This window comes from Pseudomonas frigoris (genome assembly GCF_047758635.1).
Taxonomy (GTDB): Bacteria; Pseudomonadota; Gammaproteobacteria; order Pseudomonadales; family Pseudomonadaceae; genus Aquipseudomonas; species Aquipseudomonas frigoris.
The window spans coordinates 6,311,620-6,332,151 of record NZ_CP180479.1 but is presented as its reverse complement, the minus strand read 5'-3'; the positions used below and the strand labels follow the sequence as shown (position 1 = coordinate 6,332,151).

Here is a 20,532-nt window from a genome sequence, read left to right as displayed (position 1 = left end):
TAACGGGCGTATTGCGCTCGCTGGGAATAGCAGCCGGAGTCTGAAATCCAATGCAAAATCAGCAAATCCGTATCAGGTTGAAGGCTTTTGACCATCGCCTGATCGACCAATCCACCCAGGAAATCGTGGAAACCGCGAAACGTACTGGTGCTCAAGTGCGTGGTCCAATTCCACTGCCTACCCGTAAAGAGCGGTTCACCGTTCTGGTCTCCCCGCACGTCAACAAAGACGCGCGTGACCAGTACGAGATCCGTACTCATAAGCGCGTTCTGGACATCGTCCAGCCGACGGATAAAACCGTTGATGCGCTTATGAAGCTTGATCTTGCGGCCGGTGTGGAAGTGCAGATCAGCCTCGGCTAAGACTCGGTCTTAGTCGTGTAACGCTCTGAAATGGGCGGCCATAGCGGGTGAAAGCCCCGTACACTCATGAGGTTTACAACATGACTATTGGTGTAGTCGGTCGTAAATGCGGTATGACCCGTATTTTCACCGAAGAAGGTGTCTCCATTCCGGTCACGGTCATTGAGATCGAACCGAATCGCGTCACCCAGTTCAAAACTGAAGAGACCGATGGCTATCGTGCAGTGCAAGTCACTGTAGGCGAGCGTCGTGCTTCGCGTGTTACAGCTGCTCAAGCTGGCCACTTCGCTAAAGCGAACGTTGCCGCTGGTCGTACCGTAATGGAATTCCGTCTTGAAGAAGGCGAGTACCAGGCCGGCGATCTGATCAACGCTGAAATCTTCGCCGCTGGTCAACTGGTTGATGTAACCGGTCAGTCCAAAGGTAAAGGCTTCCAGGGTACGATCAAGCGTTGGAATTTCCGCGGGCAAGATAATACCCACGGTAACTCCGTATCCCACCGCGTTCCAGGCTCTATCGGCCAGTGCCAGACTCCTGGTCGTGTATTCAAGGGCAAAAAAATGTCCGGTCATATGGGCGCTGAGCGCGTGACCGTGCAGTCCCTCGAAGTAGTGCGCGTGGACGCTGAACGCAATCTGTTGTTGGTCAAGGGCGCTGTTCCTGGCGCTACTGGCGGCAACTTGGTTGTACGTCCAGCAGCCAAGGCTCGCGGTTAAGGGGAAGCTGACATGCAATTAAATGTAAATGACGCTCAAGCGATCGAAGTTTCCGAACTGACATTTGGCGGCGAATTCAACGAGACGCTGGTTCACCAAGCAGTCGTGGCCTACATGGCCGGCGGCCGTCAAGGTAGCAAGCAGCAAAAGACCCGTTCCGACGTTCGTGGTGGCGGTAAGCGCCCATGGCGTCAGAAAGGTACTGGCCGTGCTCGTGCCGGTACTATCCGTAGCCCAATCTGGCGTGGCGGCGGTACCACTTTCGCAGCTCGTCCTCAGGATCACACCCAGAAGCTGAACAAGAAGATGTATCGCGCAGCAATGCGTTCCATCCTTGCTGAGCTGGTGCGTACTGATCGTCTGGTTGTGGTTCAGGACTTCGCTGTTGATGCACCGAAGACCAAAGATCTGCTGAACAAACTGACCGGCATGGGCCTGACTGACGTCTTGATCGTGTCTGAAGTGGTTGATCAGAACCTGTACCTGGCTGCTCGTAACCTGCCACACGTTGATGTGCGTGACGTGCAAGGTTCCGATCCAGTTAGTCTGATCGCATACGACAAGGTGTTGATCACCGTGTCGGCCGTGAAGAAATTCGAGGAGCTGCTGGGATGAACCAGGAACGCGTATTTAAAGTTCTGCTTGGCCCGCACGTTTCCGAAAAGGCTACGGTTCTGGCTGACAAGAAAGGCCAGTTCGTTTTCAAGGTTGCAACTGACGCAACCAAGCTGGAAATCAAGAAGGCCGTCGAAAGCCTGTTCAGCGTGAAAGTAGAGCGTGTTACTACCCTGAATGTTCTGGGTAAGAGCAAGCGCACTGCTCGCGGTCTGGGCAAGCGTAATGACTGGAAGAAGGCAGTTATCTCCCTTCAGCCAGGCCAAGATCTCGATTTCAGCAGCAGTGCTGAGTAAGGAAGGGGTGCATCATGGCAATCGTTAAATGCAAACCGACTTCCCCTGGCCGCCGTTTTGTGGTCAAGGTGGTCAATCAGGAGCTGCATAAAGGCGCTCCTCACGCACCGCTGCTCGAGAAAAAATCGAAGACTGGTGGTCGTAACAACAATGGTCGTATTACCACTCGTCACATCGGTGGTGGCCATAAGCAGCATTATCGTCTGGTCGATTTCCGTCGCAACGACAAAGATGGCATCTCTGCCACTGTCGAGCGTATTGAATACGATCCAAACCGTACTGCTCACATCGCTCTGCTGCTGTACGCAGATGGCGAGCGTCGCTACATCATCGCCCCTAAAGGCGTGAGTGCTGGTGACCAGCTGATCGCAGGTGCTTTGGCACCGATCAAGCCGGGCAACGCTCTGCAACTGCGTAACATTCCAGTTGGTAGCACCGTACACGGCATCGAATTGAAGCCAGGTAAAGGCGCGCAAATCGCTCGTTCCGCTGGTGCTTCGGCTCAGCTGGTCGCTCGTGAAGGTGTCTACGTGACCCTGCGTCTGCGTTCTGGTGAGATGCGTAAAGTGCTGGCTGAATGCCGCGCGACCTTGGGTGAAGTCTCGAACTCCGAGCACAGCCTGCGTTCGCTGGGTAAAGCTGGTGCCAAACGCTGGCGTGGCGTTCGCCCAACCGTTCGTGGTGTTGCCATGAACCCGGTTGACCACCCACATGGTGGTGGTGAAGGTCGTACCTCTGGTGGTCGTCATCCGGTATCGCCATGGGGCTTCCCGACTAAGGGCGCGAAGACTCGTGGTAATAAGCGTACCGACAAAATGATCGTCCGTCGTCGCAAGTAAATAGAGGGATACGACAGTGCCACGTTCTCTGAAAAAAGGTCCTTTTATTGATCTTCACCTACTGAAGAAGATCGAAGTGGCGGCGGAAAAGAACGATCGCAAACCAGTTAAGACCTGGTCGCGCCGTTCCATGATCCTGCCACAAATGGTCGGTTTGACCATTGCTGTGCATAACGGTCGTCAACATGTTCCAGTTCTCGTGAACGAAGACATGGTCGGCCACAAACTAGGCGAGTTTGCCGGTACCCGCACATATCGTGGGCACGTGGCAGACAAGAAAGCCAAGCGTTAAGGGGTAAGGAACGATGGAAGTAGCCGCTAAGTTGTCGGGCGCTCGAATCTCCGCCCAGAAAGCCCGCTTGGTCGCCGACCAGATCCGCGGGAAGAAGGTGGGCGAAGCGCTCAACCTGTTGGCTTTCAGCAGTAAGAAAGCCGCCGAGATCATGAAGAAAGTGCTGGAGTCGGCCGTAGCCAACGCCGAGCATAACGAAGGCGCAGACGTTGATGACCTTAAGGTCAGCACCGTTTTCGTCAACGAAGGGCGTTCGCTGAAGCGAATCATGCCACGTGCCAAAGGCCGTGCTGATCGCATCGTCAAGCGGTCTTGCCATATCACTGTCAAGGTTGCTGACAAGTAACGGAGTCGAAGAGATGGGTCAGAAAGTACATCCCATTGGCATTCGCCTGGGAATCGTCAAGGAGCACACCTCCGTCTGGTACGCAGACGGTCGGACTTATGCGGACTATTTGTTCGCTGATCTGAAGGTGCGTGAGTATCTCCAAGACAAACTAAAAAGCGCGTCCGTAAGCCGTATCGATATCCATCGTCCGGCTCAAACTGCACGTATCACCATCCACACTGCTCGTCCAGGTATCGTTATCGGGAAGAAAGGTGAAGATGTTGAGAAACTGCGTCAGGACCTGACCAAACAAATGGGTGTGCCTGTGCACATCAATATCGAAGAAATCCGCAAGCCGGAACTCGACGGTATGTTGGTTGCGCAGAGCGTAGCTCAGCAGCTGGAGCGTCGCGTAATGTTCCGTCGCGCTATGAAGCGCGCTGTACAGAACGCCATGCGCATTGGTGCCAAAGGCATCAAAATCCAAGTGAGCGGTCGTCTCGGCGGTGCTGAAATCGCACGTACTGAATGGTATCGCGAAGGTCGTGTGCCACTGCACACCCTGCGTGCCGACATCGACTATGCCAACTACGAAGCTCACACCACTTACGGTGTGATCGGTGTAAAGGTTTGGATCTTCAAAGGCGAAGTAATTGGTGGTCGCCAAGAAGAACTGAAACCACAAGCACCAGCGCCTCGTAAAAAAGCTGCTAAGTAAGGGGTACGCCAAATGTTGCAACCAAAGCGTACGAAGTTCCGCAAGCAGATGACAGGCCACAACCGTGGTCTGGCACAGCGCGGTAGCAAAGTCAGCTTCGGCGAGTTCGCGCTGAAGTCTGTAGCTCGTGGTCGTCTCACCGCTCGTCAGATCGAGTCAGCGCGTCGTGCTCTGACCCGTCACGTTAAACGTGGCGGCAAGATCTGGATCCGTGTATTCCCGGACAAGCCTATTTCCAAAAAGCCACTCGAAGTTCGGATGGGTAAAGGTAAGGGTAGTGTGGAGTACTGGGTTGCCCAGATTCAGCCAGGCAAAGTCCTGTATGAAATCGAGGGTGTTACTGAAGAGCTGGCGCGTGAGGCTTTTGCCTTGGCTGCTGCAAAGCTGCCGCTCGCCACTGCCTTCGTTAAACGGACGGTGATGTGATGAAAGCGAACGAACTTCGTGAAAAAGACGCGCCGCAGCTTAACGAGCAACTGCTCGGCCTGCTGCGCGACCAGTTCAATCTGCGCATGCAGAAAGCAACTGGCCAGTTGGGGCAGTCTCACCTGCTCCGGCAAGTTAAGCGTGACATCGCTCGCGTGAAGACTGTGCTCAAACAGCAGGCAGGTAAGTAATCATGGCTGAAGCCGAAAAAACCGTCCGTACGCTGACTGGCCGTGTTGTCAGCGACAAAATGGACAAGACCATCACCGTTCTGATCGAGCGTCGCGTTAAGCACCCGATCTACGGTAAATACGTTAAGCGTTCGACTAAGCTGCACGCGCACGACGAAACCAATCAGTGCCACATCGGCGACAAAGTCACTATTCGTGAAACTCGTCCGCTGGCCAAGACCAAGTCTTGGGCATTGGTTGATGTTCTCGAACGCGCTGTGGAAGTCTAAGGACTAGGGGTCGGAGAAATTATATGATTCAGACTCAATCCATGCTCGATGTGGCCGATAACAGCGGCGCTCGCCGTGTTATGTGCATCAAGGTGCTGGGTGGCTCCCATCGTCGTTACGCTGGTATCGGTGACATCATCAAAGTTACCGTGAAGGAAGCAATTCCTCGCGGTAAAGTGAAAAAAGGCCAAGTGATGACTGCTGTTGTAGTCCGCACTCGTCACGGCGTACGTCGTGCTGATGGCTCCATTATCCGCTTTGATGGCAACGCTGCTGTTCTTCTGAACAACAAGCAAGAGCCGATCGGCACCCGTATCTTTGGGCCAGTGACTCGTGAACTTCGTACTGAGAAGTTCATGAAGATCGTCTCGCTCGCCCCAGAAGTGCTGTAAGGAGATCCGACATGCAAAAGATTCGTCGTGACGACGAGATCATCGTGATCGCCGGCAAAGACAAAGGTAAGCGCGGTAAGGTGCTTAAGGTTCTCGCTAATAACCGTCTGGTTATTGGTGGTCTGAACCTGGTTAAGCGTCATACCAAGCCTAACCCGGCGTCGGGCGTGCAAGGCGGTATCGTCGAAAAAGAAGCTCCACTGGACGCTTCTAACGTCGCCATTTTCAACGGCGAAACCAACAAGGCTGACCGCGTTGGTTTCAAAGTAGAAGACGGCAAGAAAATTCGTGTCTTCAAGTCGACCCAAAAAGCGGTTGATGCTTGAACACTGCTAGGTAGAAGACCATGGCACGACTAAAAGAGATTTACTGGAAGGAAATCGCACCGAAGCTTAAGGAAGAACTTAAGCTTTCGAACGTGATGGAAGTTCCACGCGTTACCAAAATCACCCTGAACATGGGTCTGGGCGAAGCGGTCGGTGACAAAAAAGTCATCGAGCACGCTGTTGCCGACCTGGAAAAGATCACCGGTCAGAAAGTTGTTGTGACGTACGCTCGGAAATCCATCGCTGGCTTTAAAGTCCGTGAAGGTTGGCCGATCGGCGTCAAAGTGACCCTGCGCCGTGAGCGTATGTACGAGTTCCTGGATCGTCTGCTGTCGATCTCCCTGCCTCGGGTTCGCGACTTCCGCGGCCTGAATGCCAAGTCCTTCGATGGTCGTGGTAACTACAGCATGGGCGTTAAAGAGCAGATCATCTTCCCGGAAATCGACTACGACAAGATCGATGCTCTCCGCGGTCTGGACATTACCCTGACCACCACTGCCAAGAACGATGATGAAGGTCGCGCCCTGTTGCGTGCTTTCAAATTCCCGTTCCGCAACTGATTGGAGTAGGAAAATGGCCAAGATGAGCATGAAAAACCGCGAGCTGAAGCGTCAGCTCACGGTTGCCAAGTACGCCAAAAAGCGTGCAGCACTGAAAGCTATCATCGTTGATCTGAACGCAAGTCCAGAAGCGCGTTGGGAAGCTACAGTAGCTCTGCAGAAGCAGCCACGTGACGCAAGCGCTTCGCGCATGCGTAACCGCTGCCGCCTGACCGGTCGTCCACACGGCGTTTACCGCAAGTTCGGCCTCGGCCGTAACAAACTGCGTGAAGCTGCAATGCGTGGCGACGTACCTGGTCTGGTTAAAGCCAGCTGGTAAGCACTGTCAAAGTCTCGGTGTTCGGGATCGCAAGATCCTGACCGCCGGTGACCTTGAACTTGGATCAAGCCCCTTTTGGGGCTTGATTCATTTGTGGGGTGTGTCTAGAATACCCGGCTCGCCTGAGCCCGTGCTTTTTTCGCATGGATGAGCTCGGCGACAAGTAGTAGCCGCAAGGCTAATTTTTTTGTATTAGGAGCGTCTAGCCCATGAGTATGCAGGACCCGTTAGCGGACATGCTAACTCGAATCCGTAATGCCCAGATGGCTGAAAAGTCCGTCGTAAGCATGCCATCTTCTACTTTGAAGGTAGCTGTTGCCAAAGTCCTGAAGGACGAAGGTTACATTGCGGGTTATCAGATCAGCAGCGAAATCAAACCACTGCTGTCCATCGAGCTGAAGTACTTCGAAGGCCGTCCGGTCATCGAGGAAGTGAAGCGCGTTAGCCGTCCAGGCCTGCGTCAGTACAAGTCCGTCGATGATCTGCCCAAAGTTCGTGGCGGTCTCGGTGTGTCTATCGTCTCCACCAACAAAGGTGTGATGACGGATCGTGCTGCGCGCGCTGCCGGTGTCGGCGGCGAAGTTCTTTGCACTGTGTTCTAAGGGGGGATAAGCATGTCACGCGTCGCTAAGAACCCCGTTAAGCTGCCAGCCGGTGTCGAAGTAAAATTCGCAGGCCAACAGCTTTCGGTGAAGGGTGCCAAGGGCACTCTCGAACTGAACATCCATTCGTCTGTTGAGATCGTTGAAGAAGCTGGTGAGCTGCGTTTCGCTGCTCGCAATGGCGATCAACAAACTCGCGCAATGGCTGGTACCACTCGTGCGTTGGTAAACAACATGGTCCAAGGCGTAAGCCAAGGCTTCGAGCGTAAGCTCCAGCTGGTCGGTGTTGGTTATAAAGCGCAAGCAAAAGGCACAGTGCTGAACCTGGCTCTTGGCTTCTCGCACCCAGTGGATTATGAACTGCCGGAAGGCATCACCGCTGAGACTCCTAGCCAAACCGACATCCTGATTCGGGGTATCGATAAGCAGCTGGTAGGTCAAGTGGCCGCCGAGATCCGCGACTTCCGTCCACCAGAGCCATACAAAGGCAAAGGTGTGCGCTACGCGGACGAAGTCGTCCGTCGTAAAGAAGCCAAGAAGAAGTAGGGCATAGCAAATGACCGACAAAAAAGTTACTCGACTGCGTCGCGCTCGCAAAGCACGCCTGAAAATGCACGAACTCGAAGTCGTGCGTCTCTGCGTGTTCCGCTCGTCGCAGCACATCTACGCCCAGGTCATTTCGGCCGACGGCAACAAAGTCCTGGCATCTGCCTCGACTTTGGATAAAGAACTGCGTGATGGCGCCACTGGCAACATCGACGCGGCCACTAAGGTTGGCCAGCTGGTCGCTACGCGTGCTAAAGCCGCTGGCGTCTCGCAGGTGGCTTTCGACCGCTCTGGCTTCAAGTACCACGGCCGCGTCAAGGCGCTGGCTGATGCTGCTCGTGAAGCTGGGCTGGAGTTCTAAGTTATGTCAAATAACGACCAAAAGCGCGACGAAGGCTACATTGAGAAGCTGGTTCAAGTTAACCGCGTAGCCAAAACCGTAAAAGGCGGCCGTATCTTCACTTTCACCGCGTTGACCGTGGTTGGTGATGGTAAAGGGCGTGTTGGCTTCGGCCGTGGCAAGTCACGTGAAGTGCCTGCTGCGATCCAGAAGGCAATGGAAGCTGCTCGCCGCAACATGATCCAAGTTGATCTGAACGGCACCACTCTGCAGTACGCAATGAAGTCCGGTCACGGCGCTTCGAAGGTGTACATGCAGCCTGCTTCTGAAGGTACCGGTATCATCGCTGGCGGCGCTATGCGTGCTGTCCTCGAAGTTGCTGGCGTTCAGAACGTTCTGGCCAAGTGCTACGGCTCGACTAACCCGGTAAACGTGGTTCACGCCACTTTCAAAGGTTTGAAAGCTATGCAGTCTCCTGAATCCATTGCCGCCAAGCGTGGCAAAAGCGTCAAGGAGATCTTCTGATCATGGCTACCGTTAAAGTTACGCTGATCAAAAGCATGACCGGCCGTATCCCTAACCACAAACTGTGCGTTAAGGGTCTGGGTCTGCGTCGCATCGGTCACACTGTAGAAGTGCTTGATACTCCCGAGAATCGCGGGATGATCAACAAGGCTTACTACATGCTGCGTGTCGAGGGTTAATCGATGAAACTCAATGATCTGAGTCCAGCGCCGGGTTCCCGTCGCGAAAAGCATCGTCCGGGCCGTGGTATCGGTAGTGGTTTGGGCAAGACCGGTGGCCGTGGCCACAAAGGTCAGTCCTCCCGCTCCGGTGGCACCATTGCTCCAGGCTTTGAAGGCGGTCAACAGCCGCTGCATCGTCGCCTGCCAAAGTTCGGTTTCGTTTCCCTGAAAGCCATGGACCGCGCAGAAGTGCGTCTGTCCGAGCTGGCTAAAGTGGAAGGCGACATCGTCACCGTGCAGTCCCTGAAAGATGCCAACGTGATCAACGTCAACGTACAGCGTGTGAAAATCATGCTGTCCGGCGAAGTTACTCGCGCTGTTACCATCGGAAAGGGAATCGGCGCCACCAAAGGTGCGCGTGCGGCTATCGAAGCAGCTGGCGGCAAGTTCGAGGAATAAATGGCTAAGCAAGGTGCTCTCTCTGCGCTCGGCAAAGGCGGTATGTCTGAACTCTGGGCTCGTCTGCGTTTTCTGTTCCTGGCGATTATCGTCTACCGAATAGGCGCACACATCCCGGTTCCAGGTATCAACCCGGACCGACTCGCGGACCTGTTTCGACAGAATGAGGGGACCATTCTTAGCTTGTTCAACATGTTTTCCGGCGGCGCGCTGGAACGGATGAGCATCTTTGCACTGGGGATCATGCCGTACATTTCGGCATCGATCATCATGCAGCTGATGACCGCCGTCAGCCCGCAGTTGGAGCAGTTGAAGAAGGAAGGTGAAGCTGGCCGTCGCAAGATCAGCCAGTACACCCGCTACGGCACTGTCGTTCTCGCTCTCGTTCAGGCAATTGGCATGTCCATTGGTCTGGCAGGGCAGGGCGTTGCGTTCACTGGTGACTTTGGCTTCCATTTCGTCGCGGTATCCACTTTTGTGGCTGGTGCGATGTTCATGATGTGGCTGGGTGAGCAGATTACTGAGCGTGGTGTTGGCAACGGTATCTCGATGTTGATTTTTTCGGGTATCGTCGCCGGTCTTCCGAGAGCGATCGGGCAGTCTTTCGAGTCTGCACGTCAGGGTGATATCAACATCTTCGCCCTGGTTGCCATCGGTTTGCTGGCAGTAGCGATTATCGGTTTTGTGGTGTTCATTGAGCGTGGTCAGCGTCGTATTGCTGTTCACTACGCCAAGCGTCAGCAGGGCCGCAAGGTCTTCGCTGCGCAGACTAGCCACTTGCCGCTGAAGGTGAACATGGCCGGTGTTATTCCGGCCATTTTCGCGAGCAGCATTTTGCTGTTCCCGGCTTCGTTGGGTGCCTGGTTCGGCCAGTCTGAAGGTATGGGCTGGTTGCAGGACATCTCGCAGTCGATCGCTCCTGGTCAGCCGTTGAATATTCTGCTGTTTAGTGCAGGGATTATTTTCTTCTGCTTCTTCTATACGGCGTTGATGTTCAATCCGAAAGACGTAGCGGAAAACCTGAAGAAGTCCGGTGCCTTTATTCCGGGCATCCGTCCAGGCGAGCAGTCTGCGCGCTACATTGATGGCGTTCTGACTCGTTTGACCATGTTCGGTGCTCTTTACATGACGGCCGTGTGCTTGCTGCCCCAGTTCCTGGTGGTTGCAGCAAACGTACCGTTCTACCTTGGCGGGACCTCGTTGCTGATCGTCGTCGTGGTTGTGATGGACTTCATGTCCCAAGTACAATCGCACCTCGTTTCGCACCAGTACGAATCCCTGATGAAGAAAGCCAACCTGAAGGGTTACGGCAGCGGCATGTTGCGCTGAGTACCCATAAGGTTCGAGGAGTTGGTGATGAAAGTTCGTGCATCGGTGAAAAAGCTGTGCCGTAACTGCAAGATTATTCGCCGCGAAGGTGTTGTTCGAGTAATTTGCAGCGCGGAACCGCGTCACAAACAGCGCCAAGGCTGAGTGTGATTGTGCTTCAAGCCCGGCAGCTAGTGCGCTGCCGGGTTGATTATTTGTTATTACAGCGATATTATCTCGCGCCCTATTTCTTGGCTTCCGGGGCGTAGGTAGCTGTCAATTGGAGTCCCACTGAATGGCCCGTATTGCAGGCGTTAACATTCCAGATAACAAGCATACTGTTATCTCGCTGACCTACATCTATGGTGTTGGTCGCACTACTGCACAGAAGATCTGTGCAGTGACTGGGGTAAACCCAGCCGCAAAGATCAAAGATCTGAGCGACGAGCAGATTGAACAGCTGCGTGGCGAAGTGGCGAAGTTCACCACTGAAGGTGACCTGCGTCGCGAAATCAACATGAAAATCAAGCGTTTGATGGACCTCGGTTGCTATCGCGGTCTGCGTCATCGTCGTGGTCTTCCAGTGCGCGGTCAGCGTACCAAGACTAACGCGCGTACCCGTAAAGGTCCGCGTAAGCCGATCCGCAAGTAATCGCCCCAGCGAATCGACAGGAAATTAATCATGGCTAAACCTGCTGCTCGTCCTCGTAAAAAAGTTAAAAAGACAGTGGTTGATGGCATCGCCCACATCCATGCATCTTTTAACAACACAATCGTGACCATCACCGACCGTCAAGGCAACGCTCTTTCCTGGGCTACCTCCGGTGGTTCGGGTTTCCGCGGTTCCCGCAAGTCCACCCCGTTTGCTGCTCAAGTAGCTGCTGAACGTGCTGGTCAAGCTGCGCTGGAATACGGCCTGAAAAACCTCGACGTTAACGTCAAAGGTCCAGGTCCAGGTCGTGAATCTGCAGTCCGCGCTTTGAACGGCTGTGGCTACAAGATCGCCAGCATCACCGACGTGACGCCAATCCCGCACAACGGGTGCCGTCCGCCGAAGAAGCGCCGCGTGTAATCCAGGAGATTGTAAAGAATGGCTCGTTACATTGGTCCAAAATGCAAACTCGCTCGTCGCGAAGGCACCGATCTCTTCTTGAAGAGCGGCGTGCGCGCGATCGAATCGAAGTGCAACATTGAAGCAGCACCTGGTATCCACGGCCAACGCCGCGGTCGCCAGTCCGATTACGGCACCCAACTGCGTGAAAAGCAGAAGGTCCGTCGTATCTACGGCGTTCTCGAGCGTCAATTCAGCGGCTACTACAAAGAAGCTGCTGGCAAGAAAGGTGCAACTGGCGAAAACCTGTTGCAACTGCTCGAATGCCGTCTGGACAACGTTGTATACCGTATGGGTTTTGGCTCTACTCGTGCCGAATCCCGTCAGCTGGTATCGCACAAATCCGTAAGCGTTAACGGTCAGACCGTAAACGTGCCGTCGTACCAGGTTCGTGCTGGTGACGTGGTCGCGATTCGCGAGAAAGCAAAGAACCAACTTCGCATTGTCCAAGCTCTCGATCTGTGTGCCCAACGTGGCCGCGTAGAATGGGTAGAAGTAGACACTGAGAAGAAGTCGGGCGTTTTCAAGAACGTTCCTGCTCGCAGTGATCTGTCCGCCGACATCAACGAAAGCCTGATTGTCGAGCTCTACTCCAAGTAAGGGCTAGAAAATAGGTGCATCCATGCAGATTTCGGTAAATGAGTTCCTGACACCCCGCCATATTGATGTGCAGGTTGTCAGTCCAACCCGCGCCAAGATCACTCTCGAGCCTCTCGAGCGTGGTTTTGGCCACACCCTGGGCAACGCGCTGCGCCGCATCCTGTTGTCCTCAATGCCCGGCTGCGCAGTAGTCGAGGCCGAGATTGACGGTGTGCTCCATGAGTACAGCGCCATCGAAGGTGTACAGGAAGACGTAATTGAAATCCTGTTGAACCTTAAAGGTCTGGCTATCAAGCTGCACGGCCGTGACGAAGTTACGCTGACCTTGTCGAAGAAGGGTTCGGGGGTGGTTACCGCTGCCGATATTCAGCTGGATCATGATGTCGAGATCGTTAACCCCGATCACGTAATCGCTAACCTGGCGTCTAACGGCGCCCTGAACATGAAGCTCACCGTAGCTCGTGGTCGTGGTTATGAACCGGCAGACTCGCGTCAGAGCGATGAAGACGAAAGCCGCAGCATCGGTCGCTTGCAGCTTGACTCTTCGTTCAGCCCGGTTCGCCGTATCGCATACGTGGTGGAAAACGCCCGTGTCGAACAGCGTACTAACCTGGACAAGCTGGTTATTGATCTGGAAACCAACGGTACTCTGGATCCTGAAGAGGCTATTCGCCGCGCTGCAACCATTCTGCAACAGCAGTTGGCTGCGTTCGTCGACCTCAAAGGTGACAGTGAGCCAGTGGTTGTTGAGCAGGAAGACGAGATCGATCCGATCCTGCTTCGCCCGGTTGACGATCTGGAACTGACTGTACGTTCGGCTAACTGCCTTAAGGCGGAAAACATCTACTACATCGGTGACCTGATTCAGCGTACCGAAGTAGAGCTGTTGAAGACTCCGAACCTTGGCAAGAAATCCTTGACTGAAATCAAGGACGTTCTGGCCTCCCGCGGTCTGTCCCTCGGCATGCGCCTCGACAACTGGCCGCCTGCAAGTCTTAAGAAGGACGACAAGGCGACTGCCTGATCGTCGTAATCACCGAACGTTGTGTTTGGTAAGGAATGAACCATGCGTCATCGTAAAAGTGGTCGTCACCTGAGCCGCACTAGCTCGCACCGCAAGGCCATGTTTCAAAACATGGCAGTGTCGCTGTTCGAGCACGAGCTGATCAAAACTACACTGCCGAAAGCTAAAGAACTGCGTCGCGTTGCTGAGCCGCTGATCACTTTGGCCAAGACAGACAGCCTGGCTAACCGCCGTCTGGCTTTCGATCGTACTCGTTCGAAAGCTATCGTTGGTAAGCTCTTCAACGACCTGGGCAAGCGTTACGCTACCCGTGAGGGTGGCTACCTGCGCATCCTCAAGTGCGGTTTCCGCACTGGCGACAACGCGCCTATGGCGTACGTCGAGTTGGTTGATCGTCCTGCCGGTGGTGAAGCTGTATCCGCTGAGTAAGACGTCAGTCTGAAACGAAGAACCGGGCCTAGTGCCCGGTTTTTTGTGAGCGCTCGAAAAGTATCGAGAGGACTAGGTGATACAGTTTCATTAGTAATTATCTATCGATGCTCACAACTTAATGAATTTGATGGTGTCATGTTGACGGTCAATACTCCCTCTCAGCCGATTAGCCGGCAGTAGGAAAGACAGACAGACAGACAGAGGAAGACATCGCATGAGCCAAAATAGAACACTTACCACCGCCAGTGGCGCTCCTGTCGCTGACAACCAGAATTCCCGTTCCGCTGGCCCTCGTGGCCCGCTGCTGCTCGACGACTTTCACCTGATCGAGAAGCTTGCCCACTTCAACCGTGAAAACATCCCTGAGCGTCGTGTACACGCCAAAGGTTCGGGTGCTTACGGTACGTTCAGCGTAACTCGGGACATCACCGAGTACACAAGCGCCAAACTGTTTGAGTCTGTCGGCAAGCAAACCCCAACCTTCCTGCGGTTTTCCACCGTGGGTGGTGAGCGTGGTTCGGCCGACACCGAGCGCGATCCACGTGGTTTTGCTCTGAAGTTCTACACCGAAGAAGGCAACTGGGACATCGTCGGCAACAACACGCCAGTGTTCTTCATCCGCGATCCTTTGAAATTCCCGGACTTTATTCACACCCAGAAACGTCTTCCACAAAGCAATCTGAAAAGCGCACAAATGATGTGGGACTTCTGGTCGCACTCACCTGAGGCGTTGCATCAGGTCACTATTCTGTTCTCGGACCGCGGCATCCCCGATGGCTACCGTCACATGCACGGCTTCGGCAGCCACACCTACAGCCTGATCAACGCCAATGGCGAACGTCACTGGGTGAAATGGCACTACAAGACCAAGCAAGGGATCAAAAACCTGGCGCCAGCAGAAGCGGCGCGCCTGGCTGGTACCGATCCAGATTACGCACAGCGTGATCTGTTCGGCGCGATCGAGCGCGGTGATTTTCCGAAATGGCGCGTGTGCATCCAGATCATGACCGAGGCTCAGGCCGCAGCGCACTACGAGAACCCGTTTGACGTGACCAAAACCTGGTCGCAGAAAGAGTTTCCGCTGATCGAAGTGGGTGAGCTGGAACTTAACCGCAACCCACAGAACTACTTTGCTGAAGTCGAGCAAGCGGCGTTCGGTCCGAGCAACATGGTCCCGGGTGTCGGTTTATCGCCTGACCGCATGTTGCAGGGGCGAGTGTTCGCTTACGCCGATGCTCACCGCTACCGCATTGGCACCAACCACCAGCAATTGCCGGTGAACGCGCCTCGCAGCCCGGTGAACAGCTATCAGCGCGACGGTTCGATGGCGTTTGGCAGCAATGGCGGTGCGACACCTAACTACGAGCCGAACAGCTACATCGAATCGCCGAAACAAGCACCTCGCTATGCAGAGCCAGCGCTGGCGCTGAGTGGTGCAGCTGATCGTTACGATCATCGCGAAGATACTGACTACTACAGCCACGCCGGTGCACTGTTCCGCCTGATGAATGATGAGCAGAAAACCCTGCTGGTCAACAACATTGCCGGCGCCATGGCGGGAGTTTCCGGTGACGTGGTTGATCGTCAACTGCAGCACTTCTTCAGGGCCGACCCGGCGTACGGAGAAGCGATCGCAACGGCGTTGGGCGTACAGCTTAACGAAGTCTAAACGAGAAGCAGAACCGCCCTCATTTGGGCGGTTTTTGCGTTATTTAAACCAATTTTCTCAGAATATCTTCGCTTTTATCGCGCAAGCAGAGTGACCAAACAGTCTGCTTGGTTCAAACTACAGACTTTCAAGCAGGGAGATGTAGGGCGATGCAAGGCCACCCAGACGTAATCGATTACCTCAACACGTTGCTGACCGGCGAACTGGCGGCTCGTGATCAATATTTCATCCATTCGCGGATGTACGAGGACTGGGGTTTTACCGAGCTCTACGAACGTATCAACCACGAAATGGACGAAGAGGCGCAGCACGCTGACGCCCTGATGCGCCGGATTCTAATGCTCGAAGGCACTCCGCGCATGCGTCCGGACGACCTGGACGTCGGCACCACAGTGCCTGACATGCTCGCCGCGGACCTGCGTCTGGAATACAAAGTCCGCGCCGCACTCTGCAAGGGCATCGAGCTCTGCGAGCTGCACAAGGACTACGCCAGCCGCGAGATGCTGCGTATTCAGCTGAACGACACCGAAGAGGATCACACCTACTGGCTCGAGAAGCAGTTGGGTCTGATCAAGTTGATCGGTCTGGAGAATTACCTGCAATCGCAGTTCTGATTCCGCCGGCTACAAAAAAGCCCCTGTCACCGATGAAGTGACAGGGGCTTTTTCGTAGGCCTGATTCAGGCTTTGTCGCGAGCCAGTAGCGGCTTGAGGTAGAAGCCCGTGTGAGATTGCTTCATCTCGGACACTTCTTCCGGCGTACCGACTGCAATGATCTGGCCGCCCTTGGAACCGCCTTCCGGCCCCAAGTCCACCAGCCAGTCGGCCGTCTTGATCACATCCAGATTGTGCTCGATCACCACCACGGTGTTGCCGTGGTCGCGCAATCGATGCAGTACGTCGAGCAGCTGCTGAATATCCGCGAAGTGCAGGCCAGTTGTCGGCTCATCGAGGATATACAGCGTCTTGCCGGTGTCGCGCTTGGACAGTTCGCGGGACAGCTTGACCCGTTGGGCTTCACCACCCGACAGCGTGGTCGCTGACTGCCCGAGCTTGATGTACGACAGGCCGACATCCATCAGCGTCTGAAGCTTGCGCGCCAAGGCCGGAACCGCGTCGAAGAACACCCGCGCTTCCTCGATCGTCATCTCGAGGGTTTCGTGGATGCTCTTGCCCTTGTACTTGATCTCCAGAGTCTCGCGGTTGTAGCGCTTGCTCTTGCAGACGTCGCACGGAACATAGATGTCCGGCAGGAAGTGCATTTCCACCTTGATCAGGCCATCACCCTGGCAGGCCTCGCAACGCCCGCCCTTCACGTTGAAGGAGAAGCGTCCAGGACCATAACCGCGAGAGCGGGACTCCGGCACACCGGCGAACAGTTCGCGAATCGGTGTAAACAATCCGGTGTAGGTCGCCGGGTTGGAGCGTGGCGTTCGACCGATCGGGCTCTGATCGATGTCGACAACCTTATCCAGATGCTCCAGGCCTTTGATGCTGTCGTGAGCGGCCGCTTCGAGCGTTGTTGCACCGTTCAATGCCGTAGCGCTAAGCGGGAACAGGGTGTTGTTGATCAGCGTCGACTTGCCCGAGCCGGACACGCCGGTCACGCAGGTCAGCAGGCCGATCGGAATGTCCAGATCGACATCGCGCAAGTTGTTGCCGCGAGCACCCTTGAGGGACAGCGACAACTTCTTGTTGCGCGGTGTGCGTTTGGCCGGAACGGCAATCTTCACCCGACCCGACAGGTATTTGCCGGTCAACGAATCAGGATGAGCCATGACTTCGGCCGGCGTACCTTCGGCGACAATGTGCCCACCGTGTACACCCGCACCCGGGCCGATATCCACCACGTAGTCGGCCAGACGAATCGCATCTTCGTCGTGCTCGACCACAATCACCGTATTACCGATGTCCCGCAGGTGCTTGAGCGTACCGAGCAGCCGATCGTTGTCCCGTTGGTGCAAGCCAATCGACGGCTCGTCGAGGATGTACAGAACCCCTACCAGGCCCGCGCCGATCTGACTGGCCAGACGAATCCGCTGAGCTTCACCGCCAGACAATGTGTCCGCACTGCGATCGAGCGACAGATAATCGAGGCCAACGTTGACCAGGAACTGCAGTCGCTCGCGAATTTCCTTGAGAATCTTGTCAGCAATTTCGCCACGGCGGCCGGTGAGTTTCAGCACGCCGAAATATTCACAGGCATCGCCAATCGGCAGATTGGTCACCGCCGGCAGCGTCTTCTCGCCAACCCACACATGCCGCGCCTCACGACGCAGGCGAGTACCGCGGCAATCCGGGCAAGGCTGGGTGCTGAGGAACTTGGCCAGCTCTTCACGCACCGAGGCGGACTCGGTTTCACGGTAGCGACGTTCCAGATTCGGCACGATGCCTTCGAACGGGTGCGAACGTTTGACGATGTCGCCACGGTCGTTCAGGTATTTGAAGTCGACGTTCTGCGAACCGCTGCCGTGCAAGATGAATTTCTGCTGATCGGCCGGCAGTTCGTTGAACGGCACCTCCAGACTGAACTTGTAGTGCGAGGCCAGCGACCCGAGCATCTGGAAGTAATAGACGTTGCGCCGGTCCCAGCCACGAATCGCGCCTTCCGCGAGCGTCAGTTCGCCATTGACCAATCGCTTGATGTCGAAGAACTGCTTCACCCCCAGGCCATCGCACGTCGGGCAGGCGCCAGCCGGGTTGTTGAAGGAGAACAGCTTGGGTTCCAGCTCGCTGATGGCGTGGCCGCAAATCGGGCAGGCGAAGCGCGCGGAGAAGATGATTTCTTCGCCGGGCTCGTCGTCCATCGGCGCGACCAGGGCGATGCCGTCCGCGAGCTTTAAAGCGGTCTCGAACGACTCGGCCAGGCGCTGCTGTAGGTCGGCGCGCACCTTGAAACGGTCGACCACCACATCGATCGAGTGCTTCTTCTGCTTATCCAGCTTCGGCAATTCGTCCAGCTCGCAGAGCCGGCCGTTGACCCGGGCCCGCACAAAGCCTTGGGCGCGCAGTTCTTCGAAAACCGAAAGGTGTTCGCCTTTACGCTCGCGGATCACCGGCGCTAACAGCATAAGCTTGCTGCCCTCCGGTTGGGCGAGGACCAGGTCGACCATCTGGCTGACGGTCTGGGCTTCCAGCGGAATGTCGTGATCCGGGCATCGCGGAATACCCACGCGAGCGTAAAGCAGGCGCAGATAATCGTAGATTTCGGTGATGGTGCCGACCGTCGAACGCGGGTTGTGCGAGGTCGATTTCTGCTCGATGGAAATGGCTGGCGACAAACCTTCGATGGTGTCGACGTCAGGTTTTTCCATCATCGACAAAAATTGCCGAGCGTAGGCCGACAGCGATTCGACGTAGCGGCGCTGGCCTTCGGCGTACAGCGTGTCGAATGCCAGAGATGATTTTCCGGAGCCGGACAGGCCGGTGATGACGATCAGTTTGTCCCTGGGCAGGGTCAGGTCGATGTTCTTCAGGTTGTGGGTTCGGGCCCCACGAATCAGGATCTTGTCCAAAGTGGCCTCGCTCGGCGGGCGTCGAAAACGTAGGAGTATACGGCCAAATACTGGATGGATGCACACTATCGAATGAGCGGGTTGCAGCCTTACATGAAGAGTCTGTCAGCAGAGCGCGTCAAAGCGTCGCGATATACCCCGTCAATCGATGGGACTGGTAGAATCGCCGCCGGTTCACATGAGGTTTTTCCATGCACGATCCCCACAGCGAACGCATGAGTGGCAGTGAGACCCGAGCAGCAAGCGGTCTGGCCCTGGTGTTCGCCTTCCGTATGCTTGGCATGTTCATGGTGTTGCCGGTATTGGCGACCTATGGGATGGACCTGGCAGGAGCGACCCCGGCCCTCATCGGGCTGGCGATTGGCGCTTACGGCCTGACCCAGGCGATCTTTCAAATTCCTTTCGGCTTTATTTCCGACCGTATCGGCCGTCGCCCGGTGATTTACCTGGGGCTGGTCGTCTTCGCCCTCGGTAGCGTACTGGCGGCTAATGCCGACTCGATCTGGGGCGTGATCGCCGGACGAATCCTGCAAGGCGCCGGGGCGATTTCTGCGGCGGTAATGGCGTTGCTGTCAGACCTGACCCGCGAACAGCATCGGACCAAAGCCATGGCCATGATCGGCATGACGATCGGTCTGTCGTTCGCTGTCGCGATGGTTGTAGGACCGTTGCTGACCCGCGCCTTTGGCCTGTCCGGGTTGTTCCTCGCCACGGGTGGCATGGCGCTGTTCGGCATCGTGATCGTGATGTTCATGGTGCCGCGCTCAACCGGGCCGTTGCAGCACCGCGAGTCCGGCGTTGCGCGCCAGGCACTGATACCGACGCTCAAGCATCCAGACTTGCTGCGTCTGGACCTGGGCATTTTTGTGTTACACGCGATGTTGATGTCGAGCTTCGTTGCGTTGCCTTTGGCGCTGGTCGAAAAAGCCGGGCTGCCCAAAGAGCAGCACTGGTGGGTGTACCTGACCGCGCTGCTGATTTCCTTCTTCGCCATGATCCCGTTCATCATCTACGGCGAGAAGAAACGCAAAATGAAACGAGTTTTACTCGGCGCCGTCGCGACGCTGATGCTCACTGAGCTATTCTTCTGGCAGTTCGGCGATAGCTTGCGGGCTCTGGTGATCGGGACGGTGGTGTTCTTTACCGCGTTCAACTTGCTGGAAGCTTCGTTGCCATCGCTGATCAGCAAGGTTTCACCGGCGGGCGGCAAGGGCACGGCGATGGGGGTTTATTCCACCAGCCAGTTCCTCGGTTCGGCACTGGGCGGCATCCTCGGCGGCTGGTTGTTCCAGCATGGCGGTCTGTCGGTTGTGTTCCTTGGATGCGCCGGTCTGGCTGCCCTCTGGCTGGCCTTTGCTGTTACCATGCGCGAACCTCCCTACGTGACGAGCCTGCGCTTGCCGTTGTCGCCTGAGGCGATCCGCGAAGCGGGTCTGGTCGAGCGCCTGAAGGCCGTCGTAGGGGTAACAGATGCAGTGATCGTCGAAGATGAAGCGGCGATTTACATCAAATTGGACACAGAACTATTGGATCGCACCACCCTTGAGCGCCTGGTGAACAACCCGGCCGGGGCAGCGTGCGTAGCCTAGGAG

General features: G+C 55.7%; 32 protein-coding genes. 31 read left to right on the top strand and 1 reads right to left on the bottom strand.

Features of this window, described 5'->3' with window-relative positions; all coding sequences use genetic code 11:
• Nucleotides 1–50 precede the first annotated feature (50 nt).
• The 30 genes from rpsJ (at nt 51) to bfr (ending at nt 16,040) form a co-directional block, all read left to right on the top strand.
• Entirely contained in the window at nt 51–362 is a 312-nt protein-coding gene (gene rpsJ / locus ACMXYH_RS29270; protein WP_003186070.1) for a 30S ribosomal protein S10, read from the top strand.
• An 80-nt stretch (nt 363–442) separates the two neighbouring features.
• Nucleotides 443–1,078 (top strand): 50S ribosomal protein L3, encoded by a 636-nt coding sequence (gene rplC, locus ACMXYH_RS29265; RefSeq protein ID WP_003186059.1) that lies wholly within the window; start codon nt 443–445, stop codon nt 1,076–1,078.
• Nucleotides 1,079–1,090: 12 nt separating this feature from the next.
• On the top strand, nt 1,091–1,693 hold the full coding sequence (rplD, locus tag ACMXYH_RS29260) for a 50S ribosomal protein L4 (protein WP_007896707.1): 603 nt from the start codon (nt 1,091–1,093) through the stop codon (nt 1,691–1,693).
• Nucleotides 1,690–1,989, top strand: coding sequence for a 50S ribosomal protein L23 (rplW, locus tag ACMXYH_RS29255; RefSeq protein WP_002555488.1), 300 nt, complete (start codon nt 1,690–1,692; stop codon nt 1,987–1,989). Before rplD ends, rplW begins: the two co-directional genes overlap by 4 nt.
• Nucleotides 1,990–2,003: 14 nt before the next feature.
• Nucleotides 2,004–2,828 (top strand): 50S ribosomal protein L2, encoded by an 825-nt coding sequence (rplB, locus tag ACMXYH_RS29250; protein ID WP_129440762.1) that lies wholly within the window; start codon nt 2,004–2,006, stop codon nt 2,826–2,828.
• A 16-nt stretch (nt 2,829–2,844) separates the two neighbouring features.
• Nucleotides 2,845–3,120, top strand: coding sequence for a 30S ribosomal protein S19 (rpsS, locus tag ACMXYH_RS29245; protein WP_002555486.1), 276 nt, complete (start codon nt 2,845–2,847; stop codon nt 3,118–3,120).
• Nucleotides 3,121–3,133: 13 nt separating this feature from the next.
• Complete coding sequence (gene rplV, locus ACMXYH_RS29240) at nt 3,134–3,466, top strand: 50S ribosomal protein L22 (protein WP_003103908.1); 333 nt, start codon at nt 3,134–3,136, stop codon at nt 3,464–3,466.
• 13 nt (nt 3,467–3,479) lie between these two features.
• Nucleotides 3,480–4,166, top strand: coding sequence for a 30S ribosomal protein S3 (gene rpsC, locus ACMXYH_RS29235; RefSeq protein ID WP_003176422.1), 687 nt, complete (start codon nt 3,480–3,482; stop codon nt 4,164–4,166).
• Between the two features lie 12 nt (nt 4,167–4,178).
• Nucleotides 4,179–4,592, top strand: coding sequence for a 50S ribosomal protein L16 (gene rplP, locus ACMXYH_RS29230; RefSeq protein ID WP_008145497.1), 414 nt, complete (start codon nt 4,179–4,181; stop codon nt 4,590–4,592).
• Nucleotides 4,592–4,783 (top strand): 50S ribosomal protein L29, encoded by a 192-nt coding sequence (gene rpmC, locus ACMXYH_RS29225; protein ID WP_008030901.1) that lies wholly within the window; start codon nt 4,592–4,594, stop codon nt 4,781–4,783. The genes rplP and rpmC overlap by 1 nt, the downstream gene beginning before the upstream one ends.
• Nucleotides 4,784–4,785: 2 nt before the next feature.
• Complete coding sequence (gene rpsQ, locus ACMXYH_RS29220; RefSeq protein ID WP_003176419.1) at nt 4,786–5,052, top strand: 30S ribosomal protein S17; 267 nt, start codon at nt 4,786–4,788, stop codon at nt 5,050–5,052.
• Between the two features lie 23 nt (nt 5,053–5,075).
• A complete protein-coding gene (rplN, locus tag ACMXYH_RS29215; protein ID WP_002555479.1) occupies nt 5,076–5,444 on the top strand; it encodes a 50S ribosomal protein L14 in 369 nt (122 codons plus the stop codon).
• Nucleotides 5,445–5,455: 11 nt separating this feature from the next.
• On the top strand, nt 5,456–5,770 hold the full coding sequence (gene rplX / locus ACMXYH_RS29210; RefSeq protein ID WP_008145498.1) for a 50S ribosomal protein L24: 315 nt from the start codon (nt 5,456–5,458) through the stop codon (nt 5,768–5,770).
• Between the two features lie 20 nt (nt 5,771–5,790).
• Nucleotides 5,791–6,330: a 50S ribosomal protein L5 gene (gene rplE / locus ACMXYH_RS29205; protein ID WP_003176415.1), complete on the top strand. Its 540-nt coding sequence runs from the start codon at nt 5,791–5,793 to the stop codon at nt 6,328–6,330.
• 13 nt (nt 6,331–6,343) lie between these two features.
• Nucleotides 6,344–6,649 (top strand): 30S ribosomal protein S14, encoded by a 306-nt coding sequence (gene rpsN / locus ACMXYH_RS29200; protein ID WP_003176414.1) that lies wholly within the window; start codon nt 6,344–6,346, stop codon nt 6,647–6,649.
• A gap of 209 nt (nt 6,650–6,858) precedes the next feature.
• Nucleotides 6,859–7,251: a 30S ribosomal protein S8 gene (gene rpsH, locus ACMXYH_RS29195; protein WP_003186040.1), complete on the top strand. Its 393-nt coding sequence runs from the start codon at nt 6,859–6,861 to the stop codon at nt 7,249–7,251.
• Nucleotides 7,252–7,263: 12 nt separating this feature from the next.
• Entirely contained in the window at nt 7,264–7,797 is a 534-nt protein-coding gene (gene rplF / locus ACMXYH_RS29190; RefSeq protein ID WP_007896774.1) for a 50S ribosomal protein L6, read from the top strand.
• 10 nt (nt 7,798–7,807) lie between these two features.
• Nucleotides 7,808–8,158: a 50S ribosomal protein L18 gene (rplR, locus tag ACMXYH_RS29185; RefSeq protein ID WP_003186037.1), complete on the top strand. Its 351-nt coding sequence runs from the start codon at nt 7,808–7,810 to the stop codon at nt 8,156–8,158.
• Nucleotides 8,159–8,161: 3 nt separating this feature from the next.
• Nucleotides 8,162–8,662 carry a 30S ribosomal protein S5 gene (gene rpsE / locus ACMXYH_RS29180; RefSeq protein WP_007943782.1) on the top strand — a complete coding sequence of 167 codons (501 nt, stop codon included), beginning with the start codon at nt 8,162–8,164 and terminating at the stop codon, nt 8,660–8,662.
• Nucleotides 8,663–8,664: 2 nt separating this feature from the next.
• The gene (gene rpmD, locus ACMXYH_RS29175) at nt 8,665–8,841 is read left to right on the top strand and encodes a 50S ribosomal protein L30 (RefSeq protein ID WP_003186033.1); all 177 of its coding nucleotides are present in this window, start codon (nt 8,665–8,667) and stop codon (nt 8,839–8,841) included.
• 3 nt (nt 8,842–8,844) lie between these two features.
• Nucleotides 8,845–9,282, top strand: a complete 438-nt coding sequence (rplO, locus tag ACMXYH_RS29170) for a 50S ribosomal protein L15 (protein WP_007896782.1) — start codon at nt 8,845–8,847, stop codon at nt 9,280–9,282.
• Entirely contained in the window at nt 9,283–10,611 is a 1,329-nt protein-coding gene (secY, locus tag ACMXYH_RS29165; RefSeq protein WP_003228718.1) for a preprotein translocase subunit SecY, read from the top strand. It abuts the gene before it with no gap.
• A 27-nt stretch (nt 10,612–10,638) separates the two neighbouring features.
• Nucleotides 10,639–10,755: a 50S ribosomal protein L36 gene (gene rpmJ / locus ACMXYH_RS29160; protein WP_002555468.1), complete on the top strand. Its 117-nt coding sequence runs from the start codon at nt 10,639–10,641 to the stop codon at nt 10,753–10,755.
• 130 nt (nt 10,756–10,885) lie between these two features.
• On the top strand, nt 10,886–11,242 hold the full coding sequence (gene rpsM, locus ACMXYH_RS29155; protein ID WP_003186020.1) for a 30S ribosomal protein S13: 357 nt from the start codon (nt 10,886–10,888) through the stop codon (nt 11,240–11,242).
• 30 nt (nt 11,243–11,272) lie between these two features.
• Nucleotides 11,273–11,662: a 30S ribosomal protein S11 gene (gene rpsK, locus ACMXYH_RS29150; RefSeq protein ID WP_002555466.1), complete on the top strand. Its 390-nt coding sequence runs from the start codon at nt 11,273–11,275 to the stop codon at nt 11,660–11,662.
• Between the two features lie 18 nt (nt 11,663–11,680).
• Nucleotides 11,681–12,301, top strand: a complete 621-nt coding sequence (gene rpsD, locus ACMXYH_RS29145; protein WP_003210056.1) for a 30S ribosomal protein S4 — start codon at nt 11,681–11,683, stop codon at nt 12,299–12,301.
• Between the two features lie 22 nt (nt 12,302–12,323).
• Complete coding sequence (locus ACMXYH_RS29140) at nt 12,324–13,325, top strand: DNA-directed RNA polymerase subunit alpha (protein WP_003186012.1); 1,002 nt, start codon at nt 12,324–12,326, stop codon at nt 13,323–13,325.
• A 42-nt stretch (nt 13,326–13,367) separates the two neighbouring features.
• Complete coding sequence (gene rplQ, locus ACMXYH_RS29135) at nt 13,368–13,754, top strand: 50S ribosomal protein L17 (protein ID WP_008145500.1); 387 nt, start codon at nt 13,368–13,370, stop codon at nt 13,752–13,754.
• Nucleotides 13,755–13,971: 217 nt separating this feature from the next.
• Complete coding sequence (locus ACMXYH_RS29130) at nt 13,972–15,426, top strand: catalase (protein ID WP_415765719.1); 1,455 nt, start codon at nt 13,972–13,974, stop codon at nt 15,424–15,426.
• 149 nt (nt 15,427–15,575) lie between these two features.
• Nucleotides 15,576–16,040 carry a bacterioferritin gene (bfr, locus tag ACMXYH_RS29125; RefSeq protein WP_415765718.1) on the top strand — a complete coding sequence of 155 codons (465 nt, stop codon included), beginning with the start codon at nt 15,576–15,578 and terminating at the stop codon, nt 16,038–16,040.
• Between the two features lie 65 nt (nt 16,041–16,105).
• On the opposite strand, the gene uvrA is transcribed toward bfr, so the two are convergent.
• Nucleotides 16,106–18,940 carry an excinuclease ABC subunit UvrA gene (gene uvrA / locus ACMXYH_RS29120; protein ID WP_123365586.1) on the bottom strand — a complete coding sequence of 945 codons (2,835 nt, stop codon included), beginning with the start codon at nt 18,938–18,940 and terminating at the stop codon, nt 16,106–16,108.
• A 191-nt stretch (nt 18,941–19,131) separates the two neighbouring features.
• Between uvrA and ACMXYH_RS29115 the strand changes: the two genes are divergently transcribed.
• Complete coding sequence (locus ACMXYH_RS29115; RefSeq protein WP_129440770.1) at nt 19,132–20,529, top strand: MFS transporter; 1,398 nt, start codon at nt 19,132–19,134, stop codon at nt 20,527–20,529.
• Nucleotides 20,530–20,532 lie beyond the last annotated feature (3 nt).

Excerpts from the sequence above, each read along its gene's own strand:
- rpsJ (WP_003186070.1), top strand. The coding sequence starts at position 51 with ATGCAAAATCAGCAAATCCGTATCAGGTTGAAGGCTTTTGACCATCGC.
- rplC (WP_003186059.1), top strand. The coding sequence starts at position 443 with ATGACTATTGGTGTAGTCGGTCGTAAATGCGGTATGACCCGTATTTTC.
- rplD (WP_007896707.1), top strand. The coding sequence starts at position 1,091 with ATGCAATTAAATGTAAATGACGCTCAAGCGATCGAAGTTTCCGAACTG.
- rplW (WP_002555488.1), top strand. The coding sequence starts at position 1,690 with ATGAACCAGGAACGCGTATTTAAAGTTCTGCTTGGCCCGCACGTTTCC.
- rplB (WP_129440762.1), top strand. The coding sequence starts at position 2,004 with ATGGCAATCGTTAAATGCAAACCGACTTCCCCTGGCCGCCGTTTTGTG.
- rplV (WP_003103908.1), top strand. The coding sequence starts at position 3,134 with ATGGAAGTAGCCGCTAAGTTGTCGGGCGCTCGAATCTCCGCCCAGAAA.
- rpsC (WP_003176422.1), top strand. The coding sequence starts at position 3,480 with ATGGGTCAGAAAGTACATCCCATTGGCATTCGCCTGGGAATCGTCAAG.
- rplP (WP_008145497.1), top strand. The coding sequence starts at position 4,179 with ATGTTGCAACCAAAGCGTACGAAGTTCCGCAAGCAGATGACAGGCCAC.
- rpmC (WP_008030901.1), top strand. The coding sequence starts at position 4,592 with ATGAAAGCGAACGAACTTCGTGAAAAAGACGCGCCGCAGCTTAACGAG.
- rpsQ (WP_003176419.1), top strand. The coding sequence starts at position 4,786 with ATGGCTGAAGCCGAAAAAACCGTCCGTACGCTGACTGGCCGTGTTGTC.
- rplN (WP_002555479.1), top strand. The coding sequence starts at position 5,076 with ATGATTCAGACTCAATCCATGCTCGATGTGGCCGATAACAGCGGCGCT.
- rplX (WP_008145498.1), top strand. The coding sequence starts at position 5,456 with ATGCAAAAGATTCGTCGTGACGACGAGATCATCGTGATCGCCGGCAAA.
- rplE (WP_003176415.1), top strand. The coding sequence starts at position 5,791 with ATGGCACGACTAAAAGAGATTTACTGGAAGGAAATCGCACCGAAGCTT.
- rpsN (WP_003176414.1), top strand. The coding sequence starts at position 6,344 with ATGGCCAAGATGAGCATGAAAAACCGCGAGCTGAAGCGTCAGCTCACG.
- rpsH (WP_003186040.1), top strand. The coding sequence starts at position 6,859 with ATGAGTATGCAGGACCCGTTAGCGGACATGCTAACTCGAATCCGTAAT.
- rplF (WP_007896774.1), top strand. The coding sequence starts at position 7,264 with ATGTCACGCGTCGCTAAGAACCCCGTTAAGCTGCCAGCCGGTGTCGAA.
- rplR (WP_003186037.1), top strand. The coding sequence starts at position 7,808 with ATGACCGACAAAAAAGTTACTCGACTGCGTCGCGCTCGCAAAGCACGC.
- rpsE (WP_007943782.1), top strand. The coding sequence starts at position 8,162 with ATGTCAAATAACGACCAAAAGCGCGACGAAGGCTACATTGAGAAGCTG.
- rpmD (WP_003186033.1), top strand. The coding sequence starts at position 8,665 with ATGGCTACCGTTAAAGTTACGCTGATCAAAAGCATGACCGGCCGTATC.
- rplO (WP_007896782.1), top strand. The coding sequence starts at position 8,845 with ATGAAACTCAATGATCTGAGTCCAGCGCCGGGTTCCCGTCGCGAAAAG.
- secY (WP_003228718.1), top strand. The coding sequence starts at position 9,283 with ATGGCTAAGCAAGGTGCTCTCTCTGCGCTCGGCAAAGGCGGTATGTCT.
- rpmJ (WP_002555468.1), top strand. The coding sequence starts at position 10,639 with ATGAAAGTTCGTGCATCGGTGAAAAAGCTGTGCCGTAACTGCAAGATT.
- rpsM (WP_003186020.1), top strand. The coding sequence starts at position 10,886 with ATGGCCCGTATTGCAGGCGTTAACATTCCAGATAACAAGCATACTGTT.
- rpsK (WP_002555466.1), top strand. The coding sequence starts at position 11,273 with ATGGCTAAACCTGCTGCTCGTCCTCGTAAAAAAGTTAAAAAGACAGTG.
- rpsD (WP_003210056.1), top strand. The coding sequence starts at position 11,681 with ATGGCTCGTTACATTGGTCCAAAATGCAAACTCGCTCGTCGCGAAGGC.
- ACMXYH_RS29140 (WP_003186012.1), top strand. The coding sequence starts at position 12,324 with ATGCAGATTTCGGTAAATGAGTTCCTGACACCCCGCCATATTGATGTG.
- rplQ (WP_008145500.1), top strand. The coding sequence starts at position 13,368 with ATGCGTCATCGTAAAAGTGGTCGTCACCTGAGCCGCACTAGCTCGCAC.
- ACMXYH_RS29130 (WP_415765719.1), top strand. The coding sequence starts at position 13,972 with ATGAGCCAAAATAGAACACTTACCACCGCCAGTGGCGCTCCTGTCGCT.
- bfr (WP_415765718.1), top strand. The coding sequence starts at position 15,576 with ATGCAAGGCCACCCAGACGTAATCGATTACCTCAACACGTTGCTGACC.
- ACMXYH_RS29115 (WP_129440770.1), top strand. The coding sequence starts at position 19,132 with ATGCACGATCCCCACAGCGAACGCATGAGTGGCAGTGAGACCCGAGCA.